Origin of the sequence: Subtercola boreus (genome assembly GCF_003399635.1) — a bacterium.
Lineage (GTDB): Bacteria > Actinomycetota > Actinomycetes > Actinomycetales > Microbacteriaceae > Subtercola > Subtercola boreus_B.
Genome location: NZ_NBXB01000041.1, coordinates 95,781 through 114,811 on the forward strand (window position 1 = coordinate 95,781; position 19,031 = coordinate 114,811).

A 19,031-nucleotide genomic window follows, 5' to 3' on the forward strand; every position below is an offset into this window, starting at 1 on the left:
TCCCACGAGGGGGGCCCGGGCTTCGGGGAGGCGCGGCGACGCGCAGGGGCGCGGCGACGCGCAGGGGCTACGCCGCCAGCGGCACCGCAGCGGCGGCGAGCCCGACCGTCACGACGAGCGACCCGGCCACGGCATCCACCGTCACCGCACCGCCATCGGCGAGCACCCCCGTCACCAGCAGGTCGGCGATCTGGTCGTCGACCTCGCGCTGGATGACCCGGCGGAGCGGCCGTGCACCGTATTCGGGCTCGTAGCCGTGTTCCGCGATCGTATCGACCGCGGCATCCGTGACCGTCACACTGATCGACCGCGACGCCAGACGCGCTTGCGTCGCACCCAGCAGCAGCTGCACGATCTGGCGCAACTGCGGCTGCTCGAGCTTTCTGAACAGCACGATCTCGTCGATCCGGTTCAGGAACTCGGGCCGCATCGCCTCACGGAGCTTGCCCATGACACGGTCCCGCAGCGCCTTGTCACTGCCGAACCCGCCACCGGCCGTCGGGTCGGCCACGAAACCGATCGCCCCGCCCCGGCTTGCCAGGAACTCCGAACCGAGGTTCGACGTCATGATGATCACCGTGTTGCGGAAGTCGACCGTGCGACCCTGGCCGTCGGTCAGACGACCATCGTCGAGCACCTGCAGCAGGAGGTTGAACACGTCGGGGTGGGCCTTCTCGATCTCGTCGAACAGGATGACCGAGTAGGGGTTCCGGCGCACCCGTTCGGTGAGCTGGCCGGCCTCGTCGTACCCGACATATCCGGGAGGGGCACCGACCAGCCGCGACACGGTGTGCCGCTCGCCGAACTCACTCATGTCGAAGCGCAGCATCGACTTCTCGTCGCCGAACAGCGACCCCGCGAGGGTCTTGGCGAGTTCGGTCTTGCCGACGCCGGTCGGGCCGAGGAACAGGAAACTGCCGACCGGACGGTTGTGATCACCCAGTCCCGTGCGGTTGCGCCGCACGGCCTTCGCGACCACGGTCACTGCATCGTCCTGGCCGATCACACGCTCGTGCAGTTCCGACTCGAGAGCGGCGAGCCGCACGCGATCGACCTCGGCGAGCCGGGAGGCAGGGATGCCCGTGGCCCGCGAGATCACGGCAGCGATCTCCTTCTCGTCGACGATGGTCGAAGCATCCGAATCCGAACTGTCGGCAGAGGCCCGGGAACCGAGCGCACGGAGCGTCTCGTGCACGCCCTCGATCTCATCGCGGAAGCGAGACGCCTCCTCGTAGTGTTCGGCCGCGACCGCCGCGTTCTTCGACGCCTCGAGCTCAGCCAACTGCGAGAGGAGGGCCGACGCATCCACCTTCTTGCCGAGGCGCAGCCGCAGCCGCGCACCGGCCTGGTCGATCAGGTCGATCGCCTTGTCGGGCAGGAACCGGTCGGTCACGTAGCGTGCCGACAGTTCGACGGACGCCCGGATCGCGTCATCCGTGTACGTGACACCGTGGTGCTCCTCGTAGGCACCGCGGAGGCCGGACAGGATCAGCACGGCGTCCTCCACAGAGGGCTCCGGCACCTGCACCGGCTGGAACCGGCGCTCCAGCGCGGCATCCTTCTCGATGCCGCGGTACTCCTTGAGGGTGGTCGCGCCCACCAGGTGCAGGTCGCCGCGCGCCAGCCGGGGCTTCAGGATGTTTCCGGCATCCATTCCGCCCTCGCCCGCGCCACCGGCGCCCACCACGGTGTGAAGCTCGTCGATGAACACAATGACCGAGTCGCGGTGTGCGGCGATCTCGTCCATTGTCTTCGTGAGGCGCTCCTCGAAGTCGCCGCGGTACCGCGTACCGGCGAGCATCGCGGGAAGGTCCAGCGAGACGACGCGCTTCTCGCGGAGAGCGTCGGGCACGCCACCATCCACGATTGCCTGAGCGAGGCCCTCGACGATCGCAGTCTTGCCGACGCCGGCCTCACCGATCAGCACGGGGTTGTTCTTGGTGCGCCGCGACAGGATCTCGATGGTCTGCTCGATCTCGTCGGCCCGCCCGATCACAGGGTCGAGGCGACCGTCGCGGGCGAGCGCTGTGAGATCGGTGCCGTACTGGTCGAGCATCGGGGTCTCGGATGTCGCGTCGGCGCCGCTCGCGGCAGGGGCTGTTGCCTCGCCGGTGGCGGTCTGCCCGACACCGTCGCGCATCCCGGCCTGCAGCGCGTCGGGCGTGACGCCCGCGGCCGCGAGAACCTGCCCGGCGGGCGAGTCCTGGCTGATCACGAGCGCGAAGAACACGTGCTCGGGATCGATGTAGGTGCTGCCGGATGCCCGGGCCACCTGGTACGCGTGAAAAAGTGCCCGCTGCGCCGACTGGGTCAGCACGGGTGCGGTCTCGATGCGTCCGCTCGACTGCGGCAGACGCTGCTCGGCTGCGTCCGCGATCGCTGACGGCGACGCACCGACACGTGTGATGGCGTCGGCCGCGGGATTCTGGTTCGCGATGACGCGAAGGATGTGCAGGGCATCCAACTCGCTGTGGCCGTGTTCGAGCGCAAAACGGCCTGCCTCGGCGAGCACCTCGTGGGTGCGCCGGCTCATCAGCCGGCTGATGTCGATGGAGCGCCCGGCCTGCGCTTGGCGTTCGCCCTGCAGGTAGCGCGCAAGGAAGTCGTCGAACGAGTTGCCCTCATTCTGGTTCTCTGCGGTGAAGTCTGGGGTGTTAGGCATGTGTCCTCCTGAAGAAACGTGAGTGCCCTCGACTCAAGTCAACGTGGGACCCCCCGGCCGCATTCCCGGGGATACGATAAACGTGAGTCGGGTCGACTCAATGCAGTTTCGGGGCGGCCCTGCCCGGAGTGTTGCGCCCCAGCGCCTGCAGGTCGATGTGCCGGAGGGCCATCATCCGCCCCACCCGCTTCTGGGCGTAGTCGGACTCGGTCGCCGAGCCGGCCACCCGGTCGAGACGGTTCTCGACGTTGGCACGCACCTCGCCCCAGGCGCTCTCCCTCGCCGTCTCGACGACCTCGTCGATCACGCTCGACACACCGCGGAGGCGGGTCAGCTCGCTCGCGAGTGCAGAGTACGTGACTCGGCGCTGGGTGAACAGCCTCAGCTCCTCCCCCGCCTCCTCCGTCTGTGTGCCTGACTTGCGCTTCTTCGCGACGAGTGCCGCCGATTCCGCGCGCATGCGGCCGGCGTAGCTCACCTGCTCAAGGGCCAGGTCGATGAGCTCGGAGCGCACGAAGACCCGGGCGCTCTCGATGTCGAACGGCCGGTCCTCCCGGATCGACCCCACGATGATGAAGTTCTTGGTGGCCATCGTGAGCGCCAGCCGTGTGATGAGCACACCCTCGTCGACCGCGCGGGCGACGACGGTCGAGTCGATCGCCAGAAGCGGGATCCTGTTGCGCCGGAACAGGCCGCCGAGACGCGACCGCTTCGCTGCCACTGCCCCCACCTCCTCGCTCCACAGGGCCGATGCGACCTCGCCCCTCAAATGTACGGCGTCCCGCCGGCTGCCGGGTGGCCACATCCCGCTCAGTCGGTGAGCGACAGGTCGCCGAGGGCCCGGGCGATCGTCTCCTCGGACGGCAGGGCCGCCCGCTCCTCCGGCGGGAGCAGGTCATAACTCGCGATCGCGACCGGATGGCTGCTGCCCCCGAGCGCATACCGCACGACGCGGTCGCTCTTGTTGCTGCAGAGTAGGAGGCCGACTGTCGGCGCGTGCTGGGGCTTTCGCATCACGTCATCGACAACCGCGACGTAGAAGCCGAGCTGGCCTGCGAATTCGGGTTTGAACCTGCCGGCCTTCAACTCGATGACTATGTAGCGGAGCTGATCCGTGTGGAAGAACAGCAGATCGACGAAGAAGTCATCGCCGTCCACGTCGAAATGCACCTGTCGACCGACGAAGGCGAAATCCCGGCCGAGTTCGCCAGGGTGCGACTGATGCGCTCGACCATCGCCTGCTCGATCTGCCGTTCCCCGGCGTCACTGTCGATGCCCAGAAAATCGAACACGTACGGATCTTTAATCAGCTGCTGTGCGAGCTCGGATTCGCTCGGTTCGAGCACGCGGTCAAAATTGGTCGGGGCCGCGCCGAAGCGCAGGTGCGCGCGGGTCTTGATGTGATGCTACAGAACGGCCCGAGACCAGCCGAGTTCAACAGCCTGGCGAACGTACCAACCCCGCGTTTCGTCGTCAACGTAAGCCATGAGAACCCGCAGGTAACCCCAGGGCAATTGGTCCACAAGTTGTGGACCAATTGCGGCTTCGTCGGGCCACATCTCCGAGAGCCGTCGCATGTACTTGAGATTCGATACGGAGAAGCCTGCCATACCAGGGAACACGGACTTGAGGTCGAGGGAGAGTCGTTCGAGGCTCTTGGTACCCCACGGTCACTCAGCCGTCTCAGCAATGAGAGCCTTGCCGATATGCCAGTACATTCGAATCATCTCTGCGCTGATCACCCGTTGCGCGCGATGACGGGAAGCACGTACTCGCAGCTTCACCGCGCTGAGAACAGCAAGATAGTGAGACGAGTCAGGTTCAAGGACGGCTATCATGATGATTACTCATCATACGGTATCCGGCGCCGCCGCTCTAGAGTTGCTCTCGGGAGGCACCATGCAGATCCGAGACGCGATTCCGGATGATCTACCGGCCATTCTCGCCATCCACAACGAGGCCATTCTGAACTCGGTCGCGATCTGGACCGACGAGACCGTCGACCTGGCCGAGCGCGCAGCGTGGTTCGAATCTCACCGTCGGCACGGGTTCCCGGTGCTGGTCGCCGTCGATGACGATGGGTTGCTCGGCTACGCCAGCCTCAGCGCGTGGCACACGAAGAGCGGCTTCCGCCACACCGTCGAGGACTCCATCTACCTCCGCCCCGAAGCCATCGGCCGCGGAATCGGCCGCGCCCTTCTCGGCGCCCTGCTCGAGCGCGCCCGCGAGGGCGACTACCACGTGGTCGTCGCCGACATCGAGGCCGGCAACGCGGCATCCATCCGCCTGCATGCCGCGTTCGGCTTCGAACTCACCGGCACCGTTCGCGAGGTGGGCACCAAGTTCGGCCGCTGGCTCGACCTCACCACCATGCGCCTCGCCCTCGCCTGATGAGCGAAGCACGCACGTCAGCGCCGCCGGGCTGGTACGACGCACCGGATGCGCCAGGGCAGGACCGCTGGTGGGATGGCTCGGGATGGAGCTCTCTCTACCACCGCGCTCCCCGGCGATCCCTGTTCAATCCGGGCTACGCGCGCGCCATGCCGCCGGGGCTCAACCGCCGGGCCGCATACGGCCTGCGTCTCTGCCGCAAGGGAACGGCCATCTTTCTGCTGGTCATTGTCGTGCTGTTGAGCGCGTCGGTCGCCCTCCCCGCAGGGCTGTTCCTGCCGATCGGAATGCTGGTCGGGCTGGCGTGCGCACTGGCCGTCGCAGCGCTTCTCGGCGTCGCCTCCATGGTGTTGGGGGTGCAGGCGGTCCGCCTGGCGGAGCGCCTCGGCGGCCTCGGCGCGGCCATCAATGCCGTCGTCTCCGGCGTCTTCACCCTCGGCCTCGCAGCCGCCGCCCTCGTAGCAGCGCTCGGAGCGTTCGCCGCCCGCTGACTGAGCCCGCCCATCCCCACCACACAAAGATCGAGTGGGCAGATTGGGCCCCAGAATCATAGATTTGAGGCCCAAACTGCCCACTGGATGGGATGGAGGGTGGGGAGCGCGGGCTACCGGGCGGGGCCGGCCGCCGTGAGGGCCGCCACCTCCGCGGCCGAGAGCGCCCGATCGAAGATCTTCGCCCCGTCAACCGAACCGTTGAGGTAGTCGACCGGGTTGCCGCCGAACTTCCCACGGCCGATCTCGAAGTTGCCCGTTCCCTTGTCTCCGCCGCCGAGGATGCCCACGCTGCCCGAGAGCGTTCCGTCGACGTAGATCGACAGCGACGAGTGCGTCACATCCCGCACGCCGACGAGGTGGTACCACTGGCCCACCACGGGCGCGCCGACCGTGTTCGCCAGCGCTCGAACGCTCGCGAAGCTGAACGCCCAGCGCTTGTCGGCCCCCGAGTACTGCAGGAAGAAGGCGCTGTTCGCATCCCCGTCCTCACTCGCCACCGTCTGGAACGCATCGCCTGCCGCATTGAGCTTGACCCAGGCCGAGACACTGTAGTTCGTGTTCTCGGTCGGGATCAGCGTCTTCGCACTCTCGGCGAACTGGTTCACGCCGTTCAGCACGAGCGCGTTGCCGTCGAGCCCGGGGCCGAAGGTGGCACCGTTCCGGAGGGTCAGCGGGTTGCTGCCCTGAGGAGGCGTGCCGACCGAGTCCGAAGCGACAACACCCGACGTCTCGTTGAACCGGTAGTTGTCCACTCCGGCCGTCCCGGGCGTTCCGGGAGGCGCCGGCGGCGTGGGCTTGGCGCCGGCCGCAATCACCTCGAGGTTCACGGCGCGAACGCGTGCCTCGTCGACCTTCTCCACCTTGCGGTCGTAGGTGAAGAAGCCGTTCTGCTCACCTTCGACATCCGTGATCTGAGTGTAGACAGCACCCGACAGGCCGTAGGGCGCGCCCTGGTCACGAAGCACAGCCGTGTTGGCCACGTACTTGTCGTTCAGCTCGGCGGCATCCTTGACCGATCCGTAGGGGTTGATGGTCGCCGTCGGCCAGGTGTGCCCCTCGACCGAGAGCGTCAGCCCGCCGTGTTCACCGTCGATGGATGCCCGTTTCGCGTCCGGCGCGGGAAGCGCCGGCCCCTGGTACTGGTGCCAGTCGATGATGTCGCCCGTCCCCGGGTCGCCGGGGGTGTCGCAGCAGTTGGAGCCCGACCGGTCGTTCACGAGCCGGGACGGATCCTGCGCCTTGACCTGGGCGCCGACATCCGAGGCCGCCTGCACGCTCCACTGGCCCCACCCCTCGTTGAACGGGATCCAGCCGATGATCGACGTGACGTTCTTCAACTGGTCGACCATCGTCGCGGTCTCGGCGCGGAAGTTCGCCTTGTCGGCCGTCGACAACGAGCCGTTCCGGCCGGTCGGCAGAGCGGGTGAGTCCTGCCAGACCATCAGCCCGAGCCTGTCGGCCCAGTAGTACCAGCGTGCCGGTTCGATCTTGATGTGCTTGCGGATGGTGTTGAACCCGAGATCCTTCGTCTTCTGGATGTCGAACTTCAGCGCAGCATCCGTCGGCGCCGTATAGATGCCGTCGGGCCAGTAGCCCTGGTCGAGCGTCGAGAGCAGGAACGTCGGCTTGCCGTTCAGCGTGATGCGCTGCTTGCCATCGACGTTCGCGACCGCGATCGATCGCAACCCCGCGTAGCTCTCGAACTCGTCGTTCGAGCCCTGCCCGTCGAGCTTCACCTTGAAGGTGTAGAGGAACGGGTCGTCGGGGCTCCAGAGGTGCGCCTTCGGCACGGTGATCTTCAGTGGCGCTCCGGCGTCGGCGCGGCCGCTCGCGACCTTCTTCTTGCCGTCGTAGACATCCACGGTGAGCTTCGCGCGCGACGGATCGCCGTTCAGCGTCGTCTGGATGGCGAAAGAACTGGACGCGACATCCGGAGTCGCCGTGAAGCTCGCCACGCTGGTCGCCGCCACCGGCTCGAGCCAGACCGACTGCCAGATTCCGGATGCTGCGGTGTAGAAGATGCCACTCGGATCGTTGCGCTGCTTGCCGACCGGGATGTTCGCGTCGTCGACCGGCGAGTGCACGGCGACTACGATCTCCTGCTGCCCCCGGTCGCGGAGCGCGCCCGTGATGTCGACGCTGAACGCGTCATAGCCGCCGGTGTGGCGGGCGACCTGCGTGCCGTTCACATAGACGGTCGCGTCGTAGTTGACCGCACCGAAGTTCAGTCGCACGCGCTGGTCGTGGTTCGTGTAGTCCTTCGGAACGTCGAGAGTCTTCCGATAGAACATGAACTCGTCGTGCTTCTGGATGCCCGACAGCGCCGACTCGGTGGGGTACGGCACGAGGATCTGGCCGGCCAGGTCCTTCCCGAAGGCCGGCGGGGTGAAGCCGTCTGTGCCCGCGTACTGCCAGAGGCCGTTGAGGCTTAGCCATTTCGGCTTGTCGACGCTCGGCCGGGCGAGTTGCGGGCGGGGGTAGTCGGGCAGAGCGTTCGTGGGCGAGACGTCGGCCGTCCACGGGGTGCTGAGCGGGGCCGTCTTGGGCGCCCACGCTGCGGCAGGCGCCGCCTGGGCCGTGGCGGGCATCGCCACCAGGCCGACGAGGCAGGCCGCAGCCAGCCCGAGGCCGAGCACCCTGCCGAGATTCTTTCTTCTCATCCGAGACCAACTTCCTTGTTGATTCATGAACGACCGCGGAGCTGCCTGAAAGAGCTCTCAGGAAGCGATGGTCATGAGAAGTGTTGCAAAATACTGTCCAAAAGTCTACCGACGACTACGGTCACCTCGAATTCGTCGGAACTCTCCGCATGCGCTTCAAGTCCGGCTGCCGTGAAGATGCGGATGACCGACGGCGCCTGCGCTTCGTTGACCTCGACCAGCAGGCGGCCATCCGGTGCCAGCCAGTCTGCGGCGCACGCCGCGACCCGGCGCTGCACGTCGAGCCCGTCGTCTCCCCCGTCGAGCGCGACCCGCGACTCGTGCAGCCGCGCCTCGGGGGGCATGAGGGAAAGCGCCTCGGTGGGCACGTAGGGGGTGTTCGCCACGATGACGTCGAACGAGCCCGCGAGGCCTGCGGGCAGGGGCGCGAAGAGGTCGCCCTCGAAGACACGGTCGGGGCGAGCGAGGTTCCGGCGGGCCGTCCGCACCGCGGCGGGGTCGATGTCGGCCGCGAAGACGCGGGCTCCGGGGATGCCCGTCTCGACGACGAGCGCGATGGCGCCGGATCCGCAGCAGAGGTCGAGCACCGTCGGCTGGGCGCCGCTTGCCTCCCTCGCGAACGCCAGGGCCAACCCCGCCAGGAACTCGGTGCGCCGGCGCGGCACGAACACCGCGGCGTCCACCCCCACCCGGATCCCCGCGAACTCGGCCCAGCCGAGGATGTGCTCGAGCGGAATACCCTCGATCCGCCGCAGAACCATGGCTTCGAGCTCAGCGTCGCTTCCCGCCTGCGCAACGAGAAGAGCGGCCTCCTCCTCAGCGAACACGCAGCCCGCGGCCCGCAGGCGCAGGACGGTGGCGGACTCGCTCAGTGTCGGTACGGCGACGTGAACATCGCGATGCCGGCCGCGATGCCGGTGATGCCTGTTCCCACGGTGATGAAGGCGAGCAGCCCGATGAGCAGTTCCGGCATGTCTTCTCCCTGTGGCAGTTCGTGGTCGTAGCGGTTCGTGGACGGCGCCAACGCACATTCGTCCGGAGCCCAGCCTAGCCTCGGATCACTCTTACGGGAAAGCGGGACAAGCGCACGCACGATTCCGATGAGGAGCCATGGTCGCCAGGACGGTTTTCGGTTGGCCGGCGTTCAGTGAGGCCTTTCGCGAGTTCGACGTCGGCTCCGTCGACGCTGCAGGACCAATCCGCAGCCCTCGCCCGGTGCGAGCCGCTCGGGAAGTGGGACAATGGGCGTGTGAATGCCACCACCCTTGCGCTCGTCCGTCACGGTGAGACCGACTGGAACGCCGAACGCCGCATCCAGGGCCGGTCGGATGTTCCTCTGAACGACACCGGCCGCGCTCAGGTTCGGGCGACCGCCCGGCTGCTCCAGGGCCAGGACTGGGACTTCGTGGTCTGCTCACCGCTCTCCCGTGCCCGCGAGAGCGCGGAGATCATCGCCGGCGAGCTCGGGCTCACGGTCACCAGCCAGATCCCCGAGCTGGTCGAACGTCACTACGGGCGGGCCGAGGGCATGCAGGACGGCGACGAACTGCGGGCGCTCCGCATCCCGGGCGGCTTCCTCGAGGCCGAGACCGAGGAGGAGGTCGCCGCCCGGGCGTCCCTCGCCCTCCGCAGGGTCGTGAAGGCCAACCCCGGATCCCGCATCATCGTCGTCGCACACGGAACGCTCATCCGGCTCACCCTCTCCGCCCTCAGCGGCGGCCCGGTCGGCAGCATCTCCAACGCCGGGCACTGCGTCATCCACCATGTGCTGCGCGACGACGACGCAGTGGAATGGTCGCTGTCCGTGGTGAACGGTGCGGCCTGGCCGGTGCCCGAACCCGCCTGAGCAACCGCGCGCGGGTCAGCCCGCGTCGTGCAGCACGGAACGAAGCAGCACCGCGCCCGTCTCGCCGGACACGATCGACACGGCCGTGATGTCGGAACGCCGGATGCTCGTCGTGGCGGTCGGCGTCGCCGTCGTACCGGGCCCCGACGTCCATGAGGCGACCTGCGTCGCCTCACCCCTCCGGTCGGTCACCAGCATCGCGTAACTCCTCGCCGTACCGCTGCCGACCTGCCCCTCGTAGGTGCAGGTCCAGTCGATGCGGGTGCCCCAGGGCTCCTCGCCGAGCACCGCAACGGCGCTCAGCGGGCTCTGTACCTCGGCCGTGAAGGTGAGCCGGTCGTCCTGCGAGGCCGTTACGGGTGCGACCGTCACCGGCGACAGCGAGACCACGAGCGCGACGGTCACCGCCGCAGCCACGGCGAGGATGCCCGCAGAGGTGAACACGCGGCGACGGAGCCTCGCGCGCCGCGCCCGCGCCAGCAGCCGCGGGAGGAGTTCGGCCGGCACCGTGGCCTCGACCGGACCCTGAACCAGACCGACCGCCTCGGCACGAGCGACAGACGCGAGCAGGCCCGGCATGCCGGCGAGGTCGGCGAGCGCCGCACGACAGTCCGGGCATCCGGCGACGTGCTGCTCGTACTCGTGTCGCTCAGCCGGGGCGAGCGAGCCGAGCACGTAGGCGGCATCCCAGTCACGGAAGCGGTCGTCCGGACCGATGGCGTCTTCGCGCGCGTTCATCGTGTCACCCCCTTCTCCTGCAGGGAGAGCCTGACCGCCCGGAGGGCATAGTGCAACTGGGACTTGACCGTGCCCTCGGGGATGTCGAGCAGTTCGCTGAGCTCGGCGATCGACTTCTGGCCGTAGAACGAGTGCACCAGAACCTCCCGGTGCGGCCGGGAGAGTCCGCTGATCGCCTCCGAGACGAGCCAGGCCTCGAGAACGGCGTCGGTGTGGTCGGCGGATGCCCGTTCCGGCAGGGTGTCGGTGCCGATCTCGTTGCGCGACCGTGCACTCCGCCAGTCGTCGATCACCAGGTTGCGCGCCACCGTGAACAGCCACGACTGCGGGGACTGCTCGGAGTTCTGCAGCACCCGGGGGTTCTGCCAGGCCCGGAACAGCGTCTCCTGCACAACATCTTCGGCGAGCTGGCGGTCGTTCGTCAGGCGCAGGGCGAACCGCAGCAGAGCGGGGGCGTGCTGGTCGTGGAGTTCGCGGAGAAGCAGAGCCTGATCATCCATGGCCGCACCTCCTGTCTCACTCTGGCACTGTTGTATACGAGACGTCGGCCAGAAAAGTTCATACTCGGGTGAACTTCCTGTGGGGCGTTCTCGTAGGTACGGGTAGCAGTATCTCAAGTCAGCCTCGTCCGGCAGGTCCGGCAGTACCAGAAGGAGCATCATGACCGAGAACCAGACCGTCACCCGCCGCGTCATCCTCACCGCCGGAACCACCGGGCTGGTCGGTGCCAGCACTCTTCTGCTCGCCGCCTGCAGCACCGGCGGGGCAGACACTGCCGCGCCCGCAGCCAGCAGCGCTGCGACGGGTTCGGCGACCGGTTCGGCAGCGGCACCGAGCGGTGCGGCATCCGGTGCCGCGGCGGTGGGCGGGGCGGAGATCGCGAAACTCGCCGACGTTCCGGTGGGCCAGGCGACCAGCGTCACGTTCGACGGGCAGGAACTCCTGGTGGCCCAGCCGACCGCCGGCACTGTGGTCGCCTTCAGCTCGGTCTGCCCGCACCAGGGCTGCGCCGTCGCGTTCGCGAAGACCGACTTCGCGTGCCCCTGCCACGGCTCCACCTTCGAGCTCGCCACCGGCGACGTCACGCACGGGCCGGCCCAGAAGGGCCTCACGGCGGTGAAGGCCGTCGTCTCCGGGGATGCGATCGTAGCGGCCTGACGCCGCCGGCCGACCCGTTCGCTTTCGCGCTCCCACCCCTCCCCTCTCCTTCCCACGTCGACAGAAAGCTGCCGCATGCTCAACGGACTCCCCTTCCACATCCTGCTGGTGCACGTCGTTGTCATCGTGCTGCCCGCCGCGGCCCTGCTGACCGTGCTCGGAGCAGTCTGGCCGGCGTTCCGCCGGAAGCTCGGCGCGCTGACGCCGATCGTCGCCCTTGTCGGACTCATCAGCGTGCCACTGGCCACCAACGCCGGCGAATGGCTCCAGGAGCGGGTGAACTCGACGCCGCTCATCCAGGCGCACGTCGCGCTCGGCGACACCCTGCTGCCGTGGGCGGTCGGCCAATTCGTGCTGGCCACCGCCATCTGGGTCTGGTACCGCTGGTTCGCCGCCTCGCGCGCGCTGCCGGGCGTGCCGCCGCGCTATGCGTCGCCCGTGGCCTCGTCGGTGCCGGCGTCCGCGTCCGCGTCTGCGTCTGCGTCTGCGTCTGCGTCTGTACCCTCGTCGGCATTGGCCGGTACGGGTCGCGTCGGGGTCGCGCCGGCAGGTGCCGCGGGCAACGCTGTTCCGGCGGGCTTCGGCGCGCCGGGCCCGGTCGCTGGCAGCGGCAGCGACTCGCGCGCAGCCGACGGGTCTGTGCTGCTTCACGGCGACGACCCCTTCGACGCTGCGACCGGCGCCAGGCGGGCCACCCCGGGCATCCGTCCCACCGCACCCGCGCGCGCGCGGGCCGGCCGCACGGCATCGATCGTCGTCTCGATCGTCTTCATCGTGCTCGCCCTCGGCGTCTCCACCGGAACCGTGTTCAAGGTCGTGCAGATCGGCGAGTCCGGCTCGAACGCCGTCTGGCAGGACTCCTTCAGCTCCGACCCCGTCGAGGGCTGACCCGCCCCCGCCCCGCCCGGGTCTTCCACCGCTCGCACCCCAAGGGACCCAAAACGCGCCGTCCAGAAGAATCCCGGACGATATGGGTCCCTTCGGGTGCGGGCGAGTTGCGGGGGCCGACTAGGGAATGCGCCAGTAGTCCTTCCCCCCGGTCAGCAGGTTGCGCTCGTTGATCGTCGGAGCAGATGCTGTGCCGAGGAGCACCAGATCCCATGTCCCCGACGGCACCGAGCGGCTCACTCCGGACGCCCAGAGCGGCACGTTGTCAGCTCGGTAGATGACAACATTGCCATCACTCTGGAGGCTGATCTTCGAAGCACCACGACCGTGGGTCTGTGAATGCCACAGCGCCCGGCCACTGTCGTTGTAGAGCACCCGGTTGCCGTCGGTCTGGAAGACGAGCTTGGAATTGTCGGTGCGGGATTCCACCCAGAATCCGCCCAGCCCGTACTCGACGAACCCGCTGGCGGAGCTCCATTTGTACTCTGCCAGCGTGCCGTCTGCATGAGCGGCTTGAGGCACGAGTGCCCCGGCGACCAGCACAGTTGAAATGAGAGGCGCAGCAATCAGCGCACGGATATGTTTTTTCATTCCGCCACATTACTGATTAAACCTCACCATGCAAGAGCTTGAAAACGGTCAGTCGGAGTACTGGGCCGCCGCCCAGCCGGAGGCGATCATGTCGGTGAGGGTGTGGCCGGGCATCCACCCGACGTCGCGGGCGGCGCGCTCGCCCGAAGCGACGATGCGCGCGGGGTCGCCGGGGCGGGCCGGCAGTACTTCGGGGTCGAACGGGATGCCCGTGACCGCAGCCATCGACGTCATGATCTCGCGCACCGAGACGCCCGATCCGCTGCCGAGGTTGTAGGCGGCGTCGAGCGGAACGCCGGCGTCGAGCTTGCGGGCCGCCTCCACGTGCGCCGCCGCGACATCCGCCACGTGCACGTAGTCCCGCACGCAGGTTCCGTCGGGGGTCGGGTACTGGTCGCCGAAGATCTTCGGCGTCTTGCCCGCCTGCAGGGCCCGGAACACCAGCGGGAACAGGTTGTGCGGGCTGGTGTCGCTCACCTCGGGCGTGGCCGATCCGACGACGTTGAAGTACCGCAGGGCAGTGTGACGGAGACCGGTCGCGACAGCCTGGTCGGCGATCAGCCACTCGCCGATGAGCTTGGTCTCGCCGTAGGGCGACTCGGGCGACGTGGCGGTCTCCTCGGTGACGAACTCGGCCGGCGTATTGCCGTAGACGGCCGCGCTCGACGAGAACACAATCGAGGGCACGCCTGTCGCGTGCATCGCCTCGAGCAGGTTCACCGTGGCGGTGACGTTCTGCGTGTAGGTGTGCAGTGGGCGCTGTACGGAGACGCCGGCGTATTTGTAGCCCGCGAGGTGCACGACTCCGGTCAGCGGATGCTCGGACGAGGCCCAGCGCGCGAACACCTCATCGACGAAGGCTCTGTCGACGAGCGAACCCTGCTCGAGAGCCACCCCGTCGGGCACGAATCCGGCCTGGCCGCTGGAGAGGTCGTCGATCACGACGACGTCGATGCCTGCCGCTAGGAAGGCGCGGGCGACGTGCGATCCGATGTAGCCGGCGCCGCCGGTCACGAGCCAGGTCATGCGATCTCCTCAGGGATTGGGGTCGAGCGGGGTGCGGGTGCGGGTGCAGATTCCGGGGCGGGCGCGGGCACGGGTGCGGGCACGAACGTGATGCCCCACGAGGCGGTCCAGCTCGCGCCGGGCTCGATAACGTGCAGGTCGACACCGCTGTTGAACGCGTCGGGCGGTGCCGTGGTCGGTTCGACCGTGACGGCCCAGCCGGGACCGGAGCCGAGTGGGAAGATCTGCGTCGTGAAGACCTGGGCGTGGCTGTAGTTCTGGTCACCCCAGAGCTCGATGCGACGGGCATCCGGAGCTTCGATCGTGTGCACGTACCGTCCGTCAGCCTCGGCTGCGAGGTCGAAGTAGGCGGTGTCGAGGTCGAGGTCGCCCACGACCGCACCCCGCGAGAGGTCGAACCGCGTGCCGGCGACAGGCTCGGCGCCGACAGGGTTGAGCCTGTCATCCACCAGCACACGCGTTGCGGCGCGCACCGTCACGGTGAGTTCCGGGATCGGCACGTCTCCGATACGGAAGTACGGGTGCGCCCCGAGCGCGGCCGGCGCGGGGCGGTCGCCCGTGTTGACCAGCGTGTGGGTGATGCTGAGCGCGTTCTCGCCGAGCTCGAACGTCGTGTCGACGGTCAGGGCGAACGGGTAGCCGTCGGTCGGGTGGATGTTCGCCCGGAGGGTGATCGACGACCCCGTTCGTCGCACCACCGTGTGCTGCTGCTCGAAGAGGAAGCCGTGCAGCGCGTTGCCGCGGCCGGGCTCGGTCAGAGGCAGCTGACGGGGCGTGCCGGCATCGTTCCACCGACCGTCGCGCACGCGGTTCGGCCAGGGTGCGAGCATCCAGCCGGCGCAGAACAGCGGCACGGCCGTCTCGTCGAAGCCCTGGATGACCGGGACTCCGTCGAACTCGAGCACCCGCAGCATCGCGCCGATGGCGGTGACGACCGCGCGCGAACGGCGTGCGGTCGCACTGCCCGCGCCTCGCGCGCCGCCTTCGTCGCCTGCACCGCTTCCGCCGCCCGCGCCGCTTCCCGCCCACAGCAACTCGAACTGCTCACCCGTCGGGTATTCGTTCTCAGTCATCGAGGTGACCTTTCATTGTGGCTCCGGCCGACGGCTGCACGACGAAGAGGTCGGGCCGCCGATAACCCCGGGCAGTGAACGCTTCCAGAACAGCAGCCTCGAGCGCAGGCCTCTGGGGACGCCGGATGAGCGCCAGCGCCGATCCGCCGAAACCGCCGCCGGTCATCCGGGCACCGATTGCGCCGCCCTCCTGGGCGACCTCGACGGCGAGATCGAGTTCGGGCACCGAGATCTCGAAGTCGTCGCGCATCGACACGTGAGAGGCATCGAGCAGGGCACCAATCGCGAGCGGGCCCTCCGTCTCGAGAAGCCGCACGGTCTGTTCGACCCGCTCGTTCTCGCTGATCACGTGCCGGGCCCGTCGGAAGGTCTCGTCGTCGAGCCTCTGCTGCAGCCGCGGCAGGTCGGCGACGCTGAGCTCGCGAAGCGATTTGACGCCCATCTCAGCCGCGGCTCGCTCGCAGGATGCCCGCCGCTCGGCGTACCCGCCTGTGGCGTGATCGTGGCTGACCCGGGTGTCGATCACGAGGATCTCGAGGTCTTCGGCGTAGAGTCCGAGCGGAACACTCTCGGCGTTCATGCTGCGGCAGTCCAGGAAGACCGCCGCATCGGTGTGGCCGAGCATGCTGGCGGACTGGTCCATGATTCCCGTGGGAGCCCCGACGGCCTGGTTCTCGGCGATCTGGCCGATGCGTGCGAGCTCTGCCGGGGCGAGTCCGAGCTGCCAGAACTCGTTCAGGGCGACAGCGGCAGCGCACTCGATCGCAGCCGACGACGAGAGCCCTGCGCCGATCGGCACGTCGGAGTGGATGTGCAGGGCGAAGCCGGGAAGCGCGCGGCGCGCTTCGGTTCCGGATGTCGCAGAGACATGCTCGGCCAGCGCCCACGCCACGCCCAGGGGGTAGGCCGACCAGTCGGCGAGGGCATCCGGAGCGAGGTCGGCGAGGGCGAGCTCGACGATCTGGTCGGAGAAGGTCGACGAGACGCGGGCGAGGGCCGGGGCATCCGGAGCCGCGCCGGCGAGCGCAACCACCGCACGCCGATCGATCGCGAACGGGAGCACGAAGCCCTCGTTGTAGTCGGTGTGCTCGCCGATGAGGTTCACGCGTCCCGGTGCCGACCAGAAACCGGCCGGCCGCGAGCCGTGGCGCGCCTCGAACTCGGCTGCGAGGGTTTCGAAGAGGGGGCTCAGTTCAGTCATGGGTCTCGAAGCTCTCTCGCAGGTTGCGGGCCGTGGTCTCGGGCGGAACGTCGCCGATGAACGCCCCCATCGCCGACTCCGAGCCGGCCAGGAACTTCAGCCGGTCGACCGCCCGGCGCGGCGAGGTGATCTGTAACATCAGGCGGATGTCGTCGCGGTGCGAGTTCACCGGTGCCTGGTGCCAGCCCGCGATGTACGGGGTCGGCGTCTCGTAGAGCCCGTCGATCGCCCGCAGAACGCGCGGGTAGAGCACGGCGAGTTCGTCCCGCTCGGCGGAGGTCGTCGCGGCGAGGTCGGGCAGCTGTCGGTGCGGGAGGATGTGCACTTCGATGGGCCAGCGGGCGGCGAACGGTACGAAGGCGCTCCAGTGCTCGCCCTGCACGATCATCCGCTCGCCCGCCTGCTCGCTGGCGAGGATGTCGGCGAACAGCGTCGGCCCATAACTCTCGAGAGAGGCGACCAGACGCTGGGTGCGGGGGCTGACGAACGGATAGGAGTAGATCTGGCCATGGGGGTGGTGGAGCGTCACGCCGACCTGTTCGCCGCGGTTCTCGAACGGAAAGACCTGCTCGATTCCGGGCATCGCGCTCAGAACAGCGGTGCGGTCGGCCCAGGCCTCGATCACGGTACGGGCGCGTGAGGTCGGCAGCGACCCGAACGACCCCTCGCGCTCGGGGCTGAAGCAGACCACTTCGCAGCGGCCGATGGATGCCCGGGAGCGACCGAGGGCGATCCCGGAATCATCGGGCACCGGCACGGCGCCGGCCACGAGCAGCTCGGGCCCGAACGAGGGGGAACGGTTCTCGAAGACCGCGACGTCGTAGAGGCTCGGCACCTCGGAGGGGTTGTCGGGCGCCTGCGGGGCAAGCGGATCGAGGTTCGCCGGCGGCAGGAACACGCGGTTGTTTCGGGCGGCTGCGATGGAGATCCACTCGCCGGTGAGCACATCCTGGCGCATCAGAGCGGTGGGCGGACGCGGGTCGAGGGGCCGATCGTCGGGCAGGCGTTCCGGCGCGAGCGTGGTGACGGCGTCGTCGTAGTAGATCAGCTCCCGGCCGTCGGCGAGCACGTGCGAGCGCTTGACGATGGGATGCCCGCCGACGAGGGAGAGGTCTTCGACAGTTCCGGTCGGGGAGGGGGGCATGTCGCCTCTTTCGAATACGCAAGCTGACTCGGCAGTTTCGCCAAGCTCCATGGTAATGCATCACCCTATGAGTTGTCTTTGGTTCTGTTTGGTTTCTTATTGACAAATTGGCGCGCGCTCAGCACGATGGAGGCGTGGCCGAAGCTGAGAACGACCAACAGTTGCCCGCGGCGCTCCGGCGGGAACGGATGCTCGCGGTCATCGATGAGCGAGGATTCGCCCGCGTGGGCGAACTCGGCGAGACGTTCGGGGTCTCCGACGTCACCGTTCGGGCCGACCTCGACGAGCTCGATCGCCTGAAGGCGATCCGGCGCGTGCACGGCGGGGCGGTCATCCGAAGCCGTCACCTGCAGGCCGAGCCCACGTTCGAGCAGGCGATCGGGGCATCGGCGGCCGAGAAGAGAACGATCGGTTCGCTCGCAGCGTCCTTGGTTCAACCCGGCCAGAGCGTGCTGCTCGACGTGGGTTCGACGGCTCTGGCTGTGGCAGAGGCGCTCGTCGCCCGCGAGGATCTCAGCGACGTCGTGGTGATCACGAACGGACTCAGTATCGCCCTCGCCCTCGAGCCGGGCGTGGTGCTCGGGCGCCTCACGGTCATCGTGACAGGCGGAACCCTCCGCCCGCAGCAGCACTCGCTCGTCGAACCGCTGGCGTCGCCCCTCCTGCGGGGCCTGCACGCCGACCTCGCCTTCATCGGCTGCAACGGCGTCGACGGCGCCCTCGGAGTGACGAATGTCAACCTGCCGGAAGCCCAGGTCAAACGACTGATGCTCGAGTCAGCGAGCCGCGCCGTGATCATCGCCGACCGCAGCAAGCTCGGGCAGGTGCACCTCGGCACGGTCGGGGCGCTGGGCGAGTTCGACGCCCTGGTGACGGGGGCGGTGGGCGGCCCCGCCCCTGGCTCGGCGGGCGGAAGCGCTCCGGATGCGCTGGCCGGACCCGCCCCTGGCGCGTCAGGCGGCGGCGCTCCGGATGCTCTGGCCGAGGCCTTCGAGCAGGCGGGCTTGCTCGTGATCACCGACCTCGCCACCGCTGCCCGCTTCTGACCCGTCCCCTGCCGTCGCCCCCATCCGCCCCGCGCAAGTGCGCAATTCAGGCACCGGGGCCCGCCGCGTCGAGATCGTCAATGGCGTGGCCCTGTGCCTGAATTGCGCACAAG

Annotated in this window: 20 protein-coding genes; 6 read left to right on the forward strand and 14 right to left on the reverse strand. The window is 68.4% G+C overall.

The genetic code is table 11. From position 1 onward, the window contains the following. Positions 1-67: 67 nt before the first annotated feature. The 5 genes from B7R22_RS15460 to B7R22_RS20320 all read right to left on the reverse strand — a co-directional run bounded on the left by B7R22_RS15460 (position 68) and on the right by B7R22_RS20320 (position 4,272). Positions 68-2,662 (reverse strand): ATP-dependent Clp protease ATP-binding subunit, encoded by a 2,595-nt coding sequence (locus tag B7R22_RS15460; protein ID WP_116412590.1) that lies wholly within the window; start codon positions 2,660-2,662, stop codon positions 68-70. A gap of 97 nt (positions 2,663-2,759) precedes the next feature. Next, positions 2,760-3,383: a hypothetical protein gene (locus tag B7R22_RS15465; RefSeq protein ID WP_116412591.1), complete on the reverse strand. Its 624-nt coding sequence runs from the start codon at positions 3,381-3,383 to the stop codon at positions 2,760-2,762. A gap of 89 nt (positions 3,384-3,472) precedes the next feature. Further along, on the reverse strand, positions 3,473-3,820 hold the full coding sequence (locus B7R22_RS20310; RefSeq protein ID WP_367379201.1) for a PDDEXK nuclease domain-containing protein: 348 nt from the start codon (positions 3,818-3,820) through the stop codon (positions 3,473-3,475). Continuing rightward, positions 3,757-4,008: a hypothetical protein gene (locus tag B7R22_RS20315; protein ID WP_367379202.1), complete on the reverse strand. Its 252-nt coding sequence runs from the start codon at positions 4,006-4,008 to the stop codon at positions 3,757-3,759. Before B7R22_RS20315 ends, B7R22_RS20310 begins: the two co-directional genes overlap by 64 nt. A 60-nt stretch (positions 4,009-4,068) precedes the next feature. Further along, on the reverse strand, positions 4,069-4,272 hold the full coding sequence (locus tag B7R22_RS20320) for a DUF1016 N-terminal domain-containing protein (protein WP_367379203.1): 204 nt from the start codon (positions 4,270-4,272) through the stop codon (positions 4,069-4,071). Between the two features lie 289 nt (positions 4,273-4,561). On the opposite strand from B7R22_RS20320, the gene B7R22_RS15475 reads away from it, so the two are divergent. Both B7R22_RS15475 and B7R22_RS15480 read left to right on the forward strand, forming a co-directional pair. Then, positions 4,562-5,053, forward strand: coding sequence for a GNAT family N-acetyltransferase (locus tag B7R22_RS15475; protein ID WP_116412592.1), 492 nt, complete (start codon positions 4,562-4,564; stop codon positions 5,051-5,053). Then, positions 5,053-5,544, forward strand: a complete 492-nt coding sequence (locus tag B7R22_RS15480) for a DUF2510 domain-containing protein (RefSeq protein ID WP_116412593.1) — start codon at positions 5,053-5,055, stop codon at positions 5,542-5,544. The genes B7R22_RS15475 and B7R22_RS15480 overlap by 1 nt, the downstream gene beginning before the upstream one ends. 113 nt (positions 5,545-5,657) lie before the next feature. On the opposite strand, the gene B7R22_RS15485 is transcribed toward B7R22_RS15480, so the two are convergent. Next, positions 5,658-8,207, reverse strand: a complete 2,550-nt coding sequence (locus tag B7R22_RS15485) for a LamG-like jellyroll fold domain-containing protein (protein ID WP_116412594.1) — start codon at positions 8,205-8,207, stop codon at positions 5,658-5,660. A 71-nt stretch (positions 8,208-8,278) separates the two neighbouring features. Beyond that, entirely contained in the window at positions 8,279-9,079 is an 801-nt protein-coding gene (locus B7R22_RS15490) for a putative protein N(5)-glutamine methyltransferase (RefSeq protein WP_301182624.1), read from the reverse strand. 377 nt (positions 9,080-9,456) lie between these two features. Between B7R22_RS15490 and B7R22_RS15495 the strand changes: the two genes are divergently transcribed. After that, the gene (locus tag B7R22_RS15495) at positions 9,457-10,053 is read left to right on the forward strand and encodes a histidine phosphatase family protein (protein WP_116412666.1); all 597 of its coding nucleotides are present in this window, start codon (positions 9,457-9,459) and stop codon (positions 10,051-10,053) included. A gap of 15 nt (positions 10,054-10,068) precedes the next feature. Here the strand turns inward: B7R22_RS15495 and B7R22_RS15500 are convergent, their stop codons facing one another. Next, on the reverse strand, positions 10,069-10,791 hold the full coding sequence (locus tag B7R22_RS15500) for an anti-sigma factor family protein (protein WP_116412596.1): 723 nt from the start codon (positions 10,789-10,791) through the stop codon (positions 10,069-10,071). Next, positions 10,788-11,291, reverse strand: a complete 504-nt coding sequence (locus B7R22_RS15505; RefSeq protein ID WP_116412597.1) for a sigma-70 family RNA polymerase sigma factor — start codon at positions 11,289-11,291, stop codon at positions 10,788-10,790. The genes B7R22_RS15500 and B7R22_RS15505 overlap by 4 nt, the downstream gene beginning before the upstream one ends. Before the next feature lie 160 nt (positions 11,292-11,451). On the opposite strand from B7R22_RS15505, the gene B7R22_RS15510 reads away from it, so the two are divergent. Beyond that, positions 11,452-11,949, forward strand: coding sequence for a Rieske (2Fe-2S) protein (locus B7R22_RS15510; protein WP_116412598.1), 498 nt, complete (start codon positions 11,452-11,454; stop codon positions 11,947-11,949). 75 nt (positions 11,950-12,024) lie between these two features. Next, positions 12,025-12,837, forward strand: coding sequence for a DUF2231 domain-containing protein (locus B7R22_RS15515; RefSeq protein WP_116412599.1), 813 nt, complete (start codon positions 12,025-12,027; stop codon positions 12,835-12,837). A gap of 120 nt (positions 12,838-12,957) precedes the next feature. Here the strand turns inward: B7R22_RS15515 and B7R22_RS15520 are convergent, their stop codons facing one another. From B7R22_RS15520 to galT, 5 genes are read right to left on the reverse strand one after another with little or no spacing between them, the layout of a single operon-like run. Next, positions 12,958-13,428, reverse strand: coding sequence for a hypothetical protein (locus tag B7R22_RS15520; RefSeq protein ID WP_116412600.1), 471 nt, complete (start codon positions 13,426-13,428; stop codon positions 12,958-12,960). 48 nt (positions 13,429-13,476) lie between these two features. Next, positions 13,477-14,454, reverse strand: coding sequence for a UDP-glucose 4-epimerase GalE (galE, locus tag B7R22_RS15525; RefSeq protein ID WP_116412601.1), 978 nt, complete (start codon positions 14,452-14,454; stop codon positions 13,477-13,479). Further along, positions 14,451-15,527 (reverse strand): aldose 1-epimerase family protein, encoded by a 1,077-nt coding sequence (locus tag B7R22_RS15530; RefSeq protein ID WP_116412602.1) that lies wholly within the window; start codon positions 15,525-15,527, stop codon positions 14,451-14,453. Before B7R22_RS15530 ends, galE begins: the two co-directional genes overlap by 4 nt. Next, positions 15,520-16,728: a galactokinase gene (galK, locus tag B7R22_RS15535; protein WP_116412603.1), complete on the reverse strand. Its 1,209-nt coding sequence runs from the start codon at positions 16,726-16,728 to the stop codon at positions 15,520-15,522. The genes B7R22_RS15530 and galK overlap by 8 nt, the downstream gene beginning before the upstream one ends. Further along, the gene (gene galT, locus B7R22_RS15540; protein ID WP_116412604.1) at positions 16,721-17,872 is read right to left on the reverse strand and encodes a galactose-1-phosphate uridylyltransferase; all 1,152 of its coding nucleotides are present in this window, start codon (positions 17,870-17,872) and stop codon (positions 16,721-16,723) included. The genes galK and galT overlap by 8 nt, the downstream gene beginning before the upstream one ends. A gap of 134 nt (positions 17,873-18,006) precedes the next feature. On the opposite strand from galT, the gene B7R22_RS15545 reads away from it, so the two are divergent. Next, on the forward strand, positions 18,007-18,918 hold the full coding sequence (locus B7R22_RS15545; protein WP_253259114.1) for a DeoR/GlpR family DNA-binding transcription regulator: 912 nt from the start codon (positions 18,007-18,009) through the stop codon (positions 18,916-18,918). Positions 18,919-19,031: the final 113 nt, after the last annotated feature.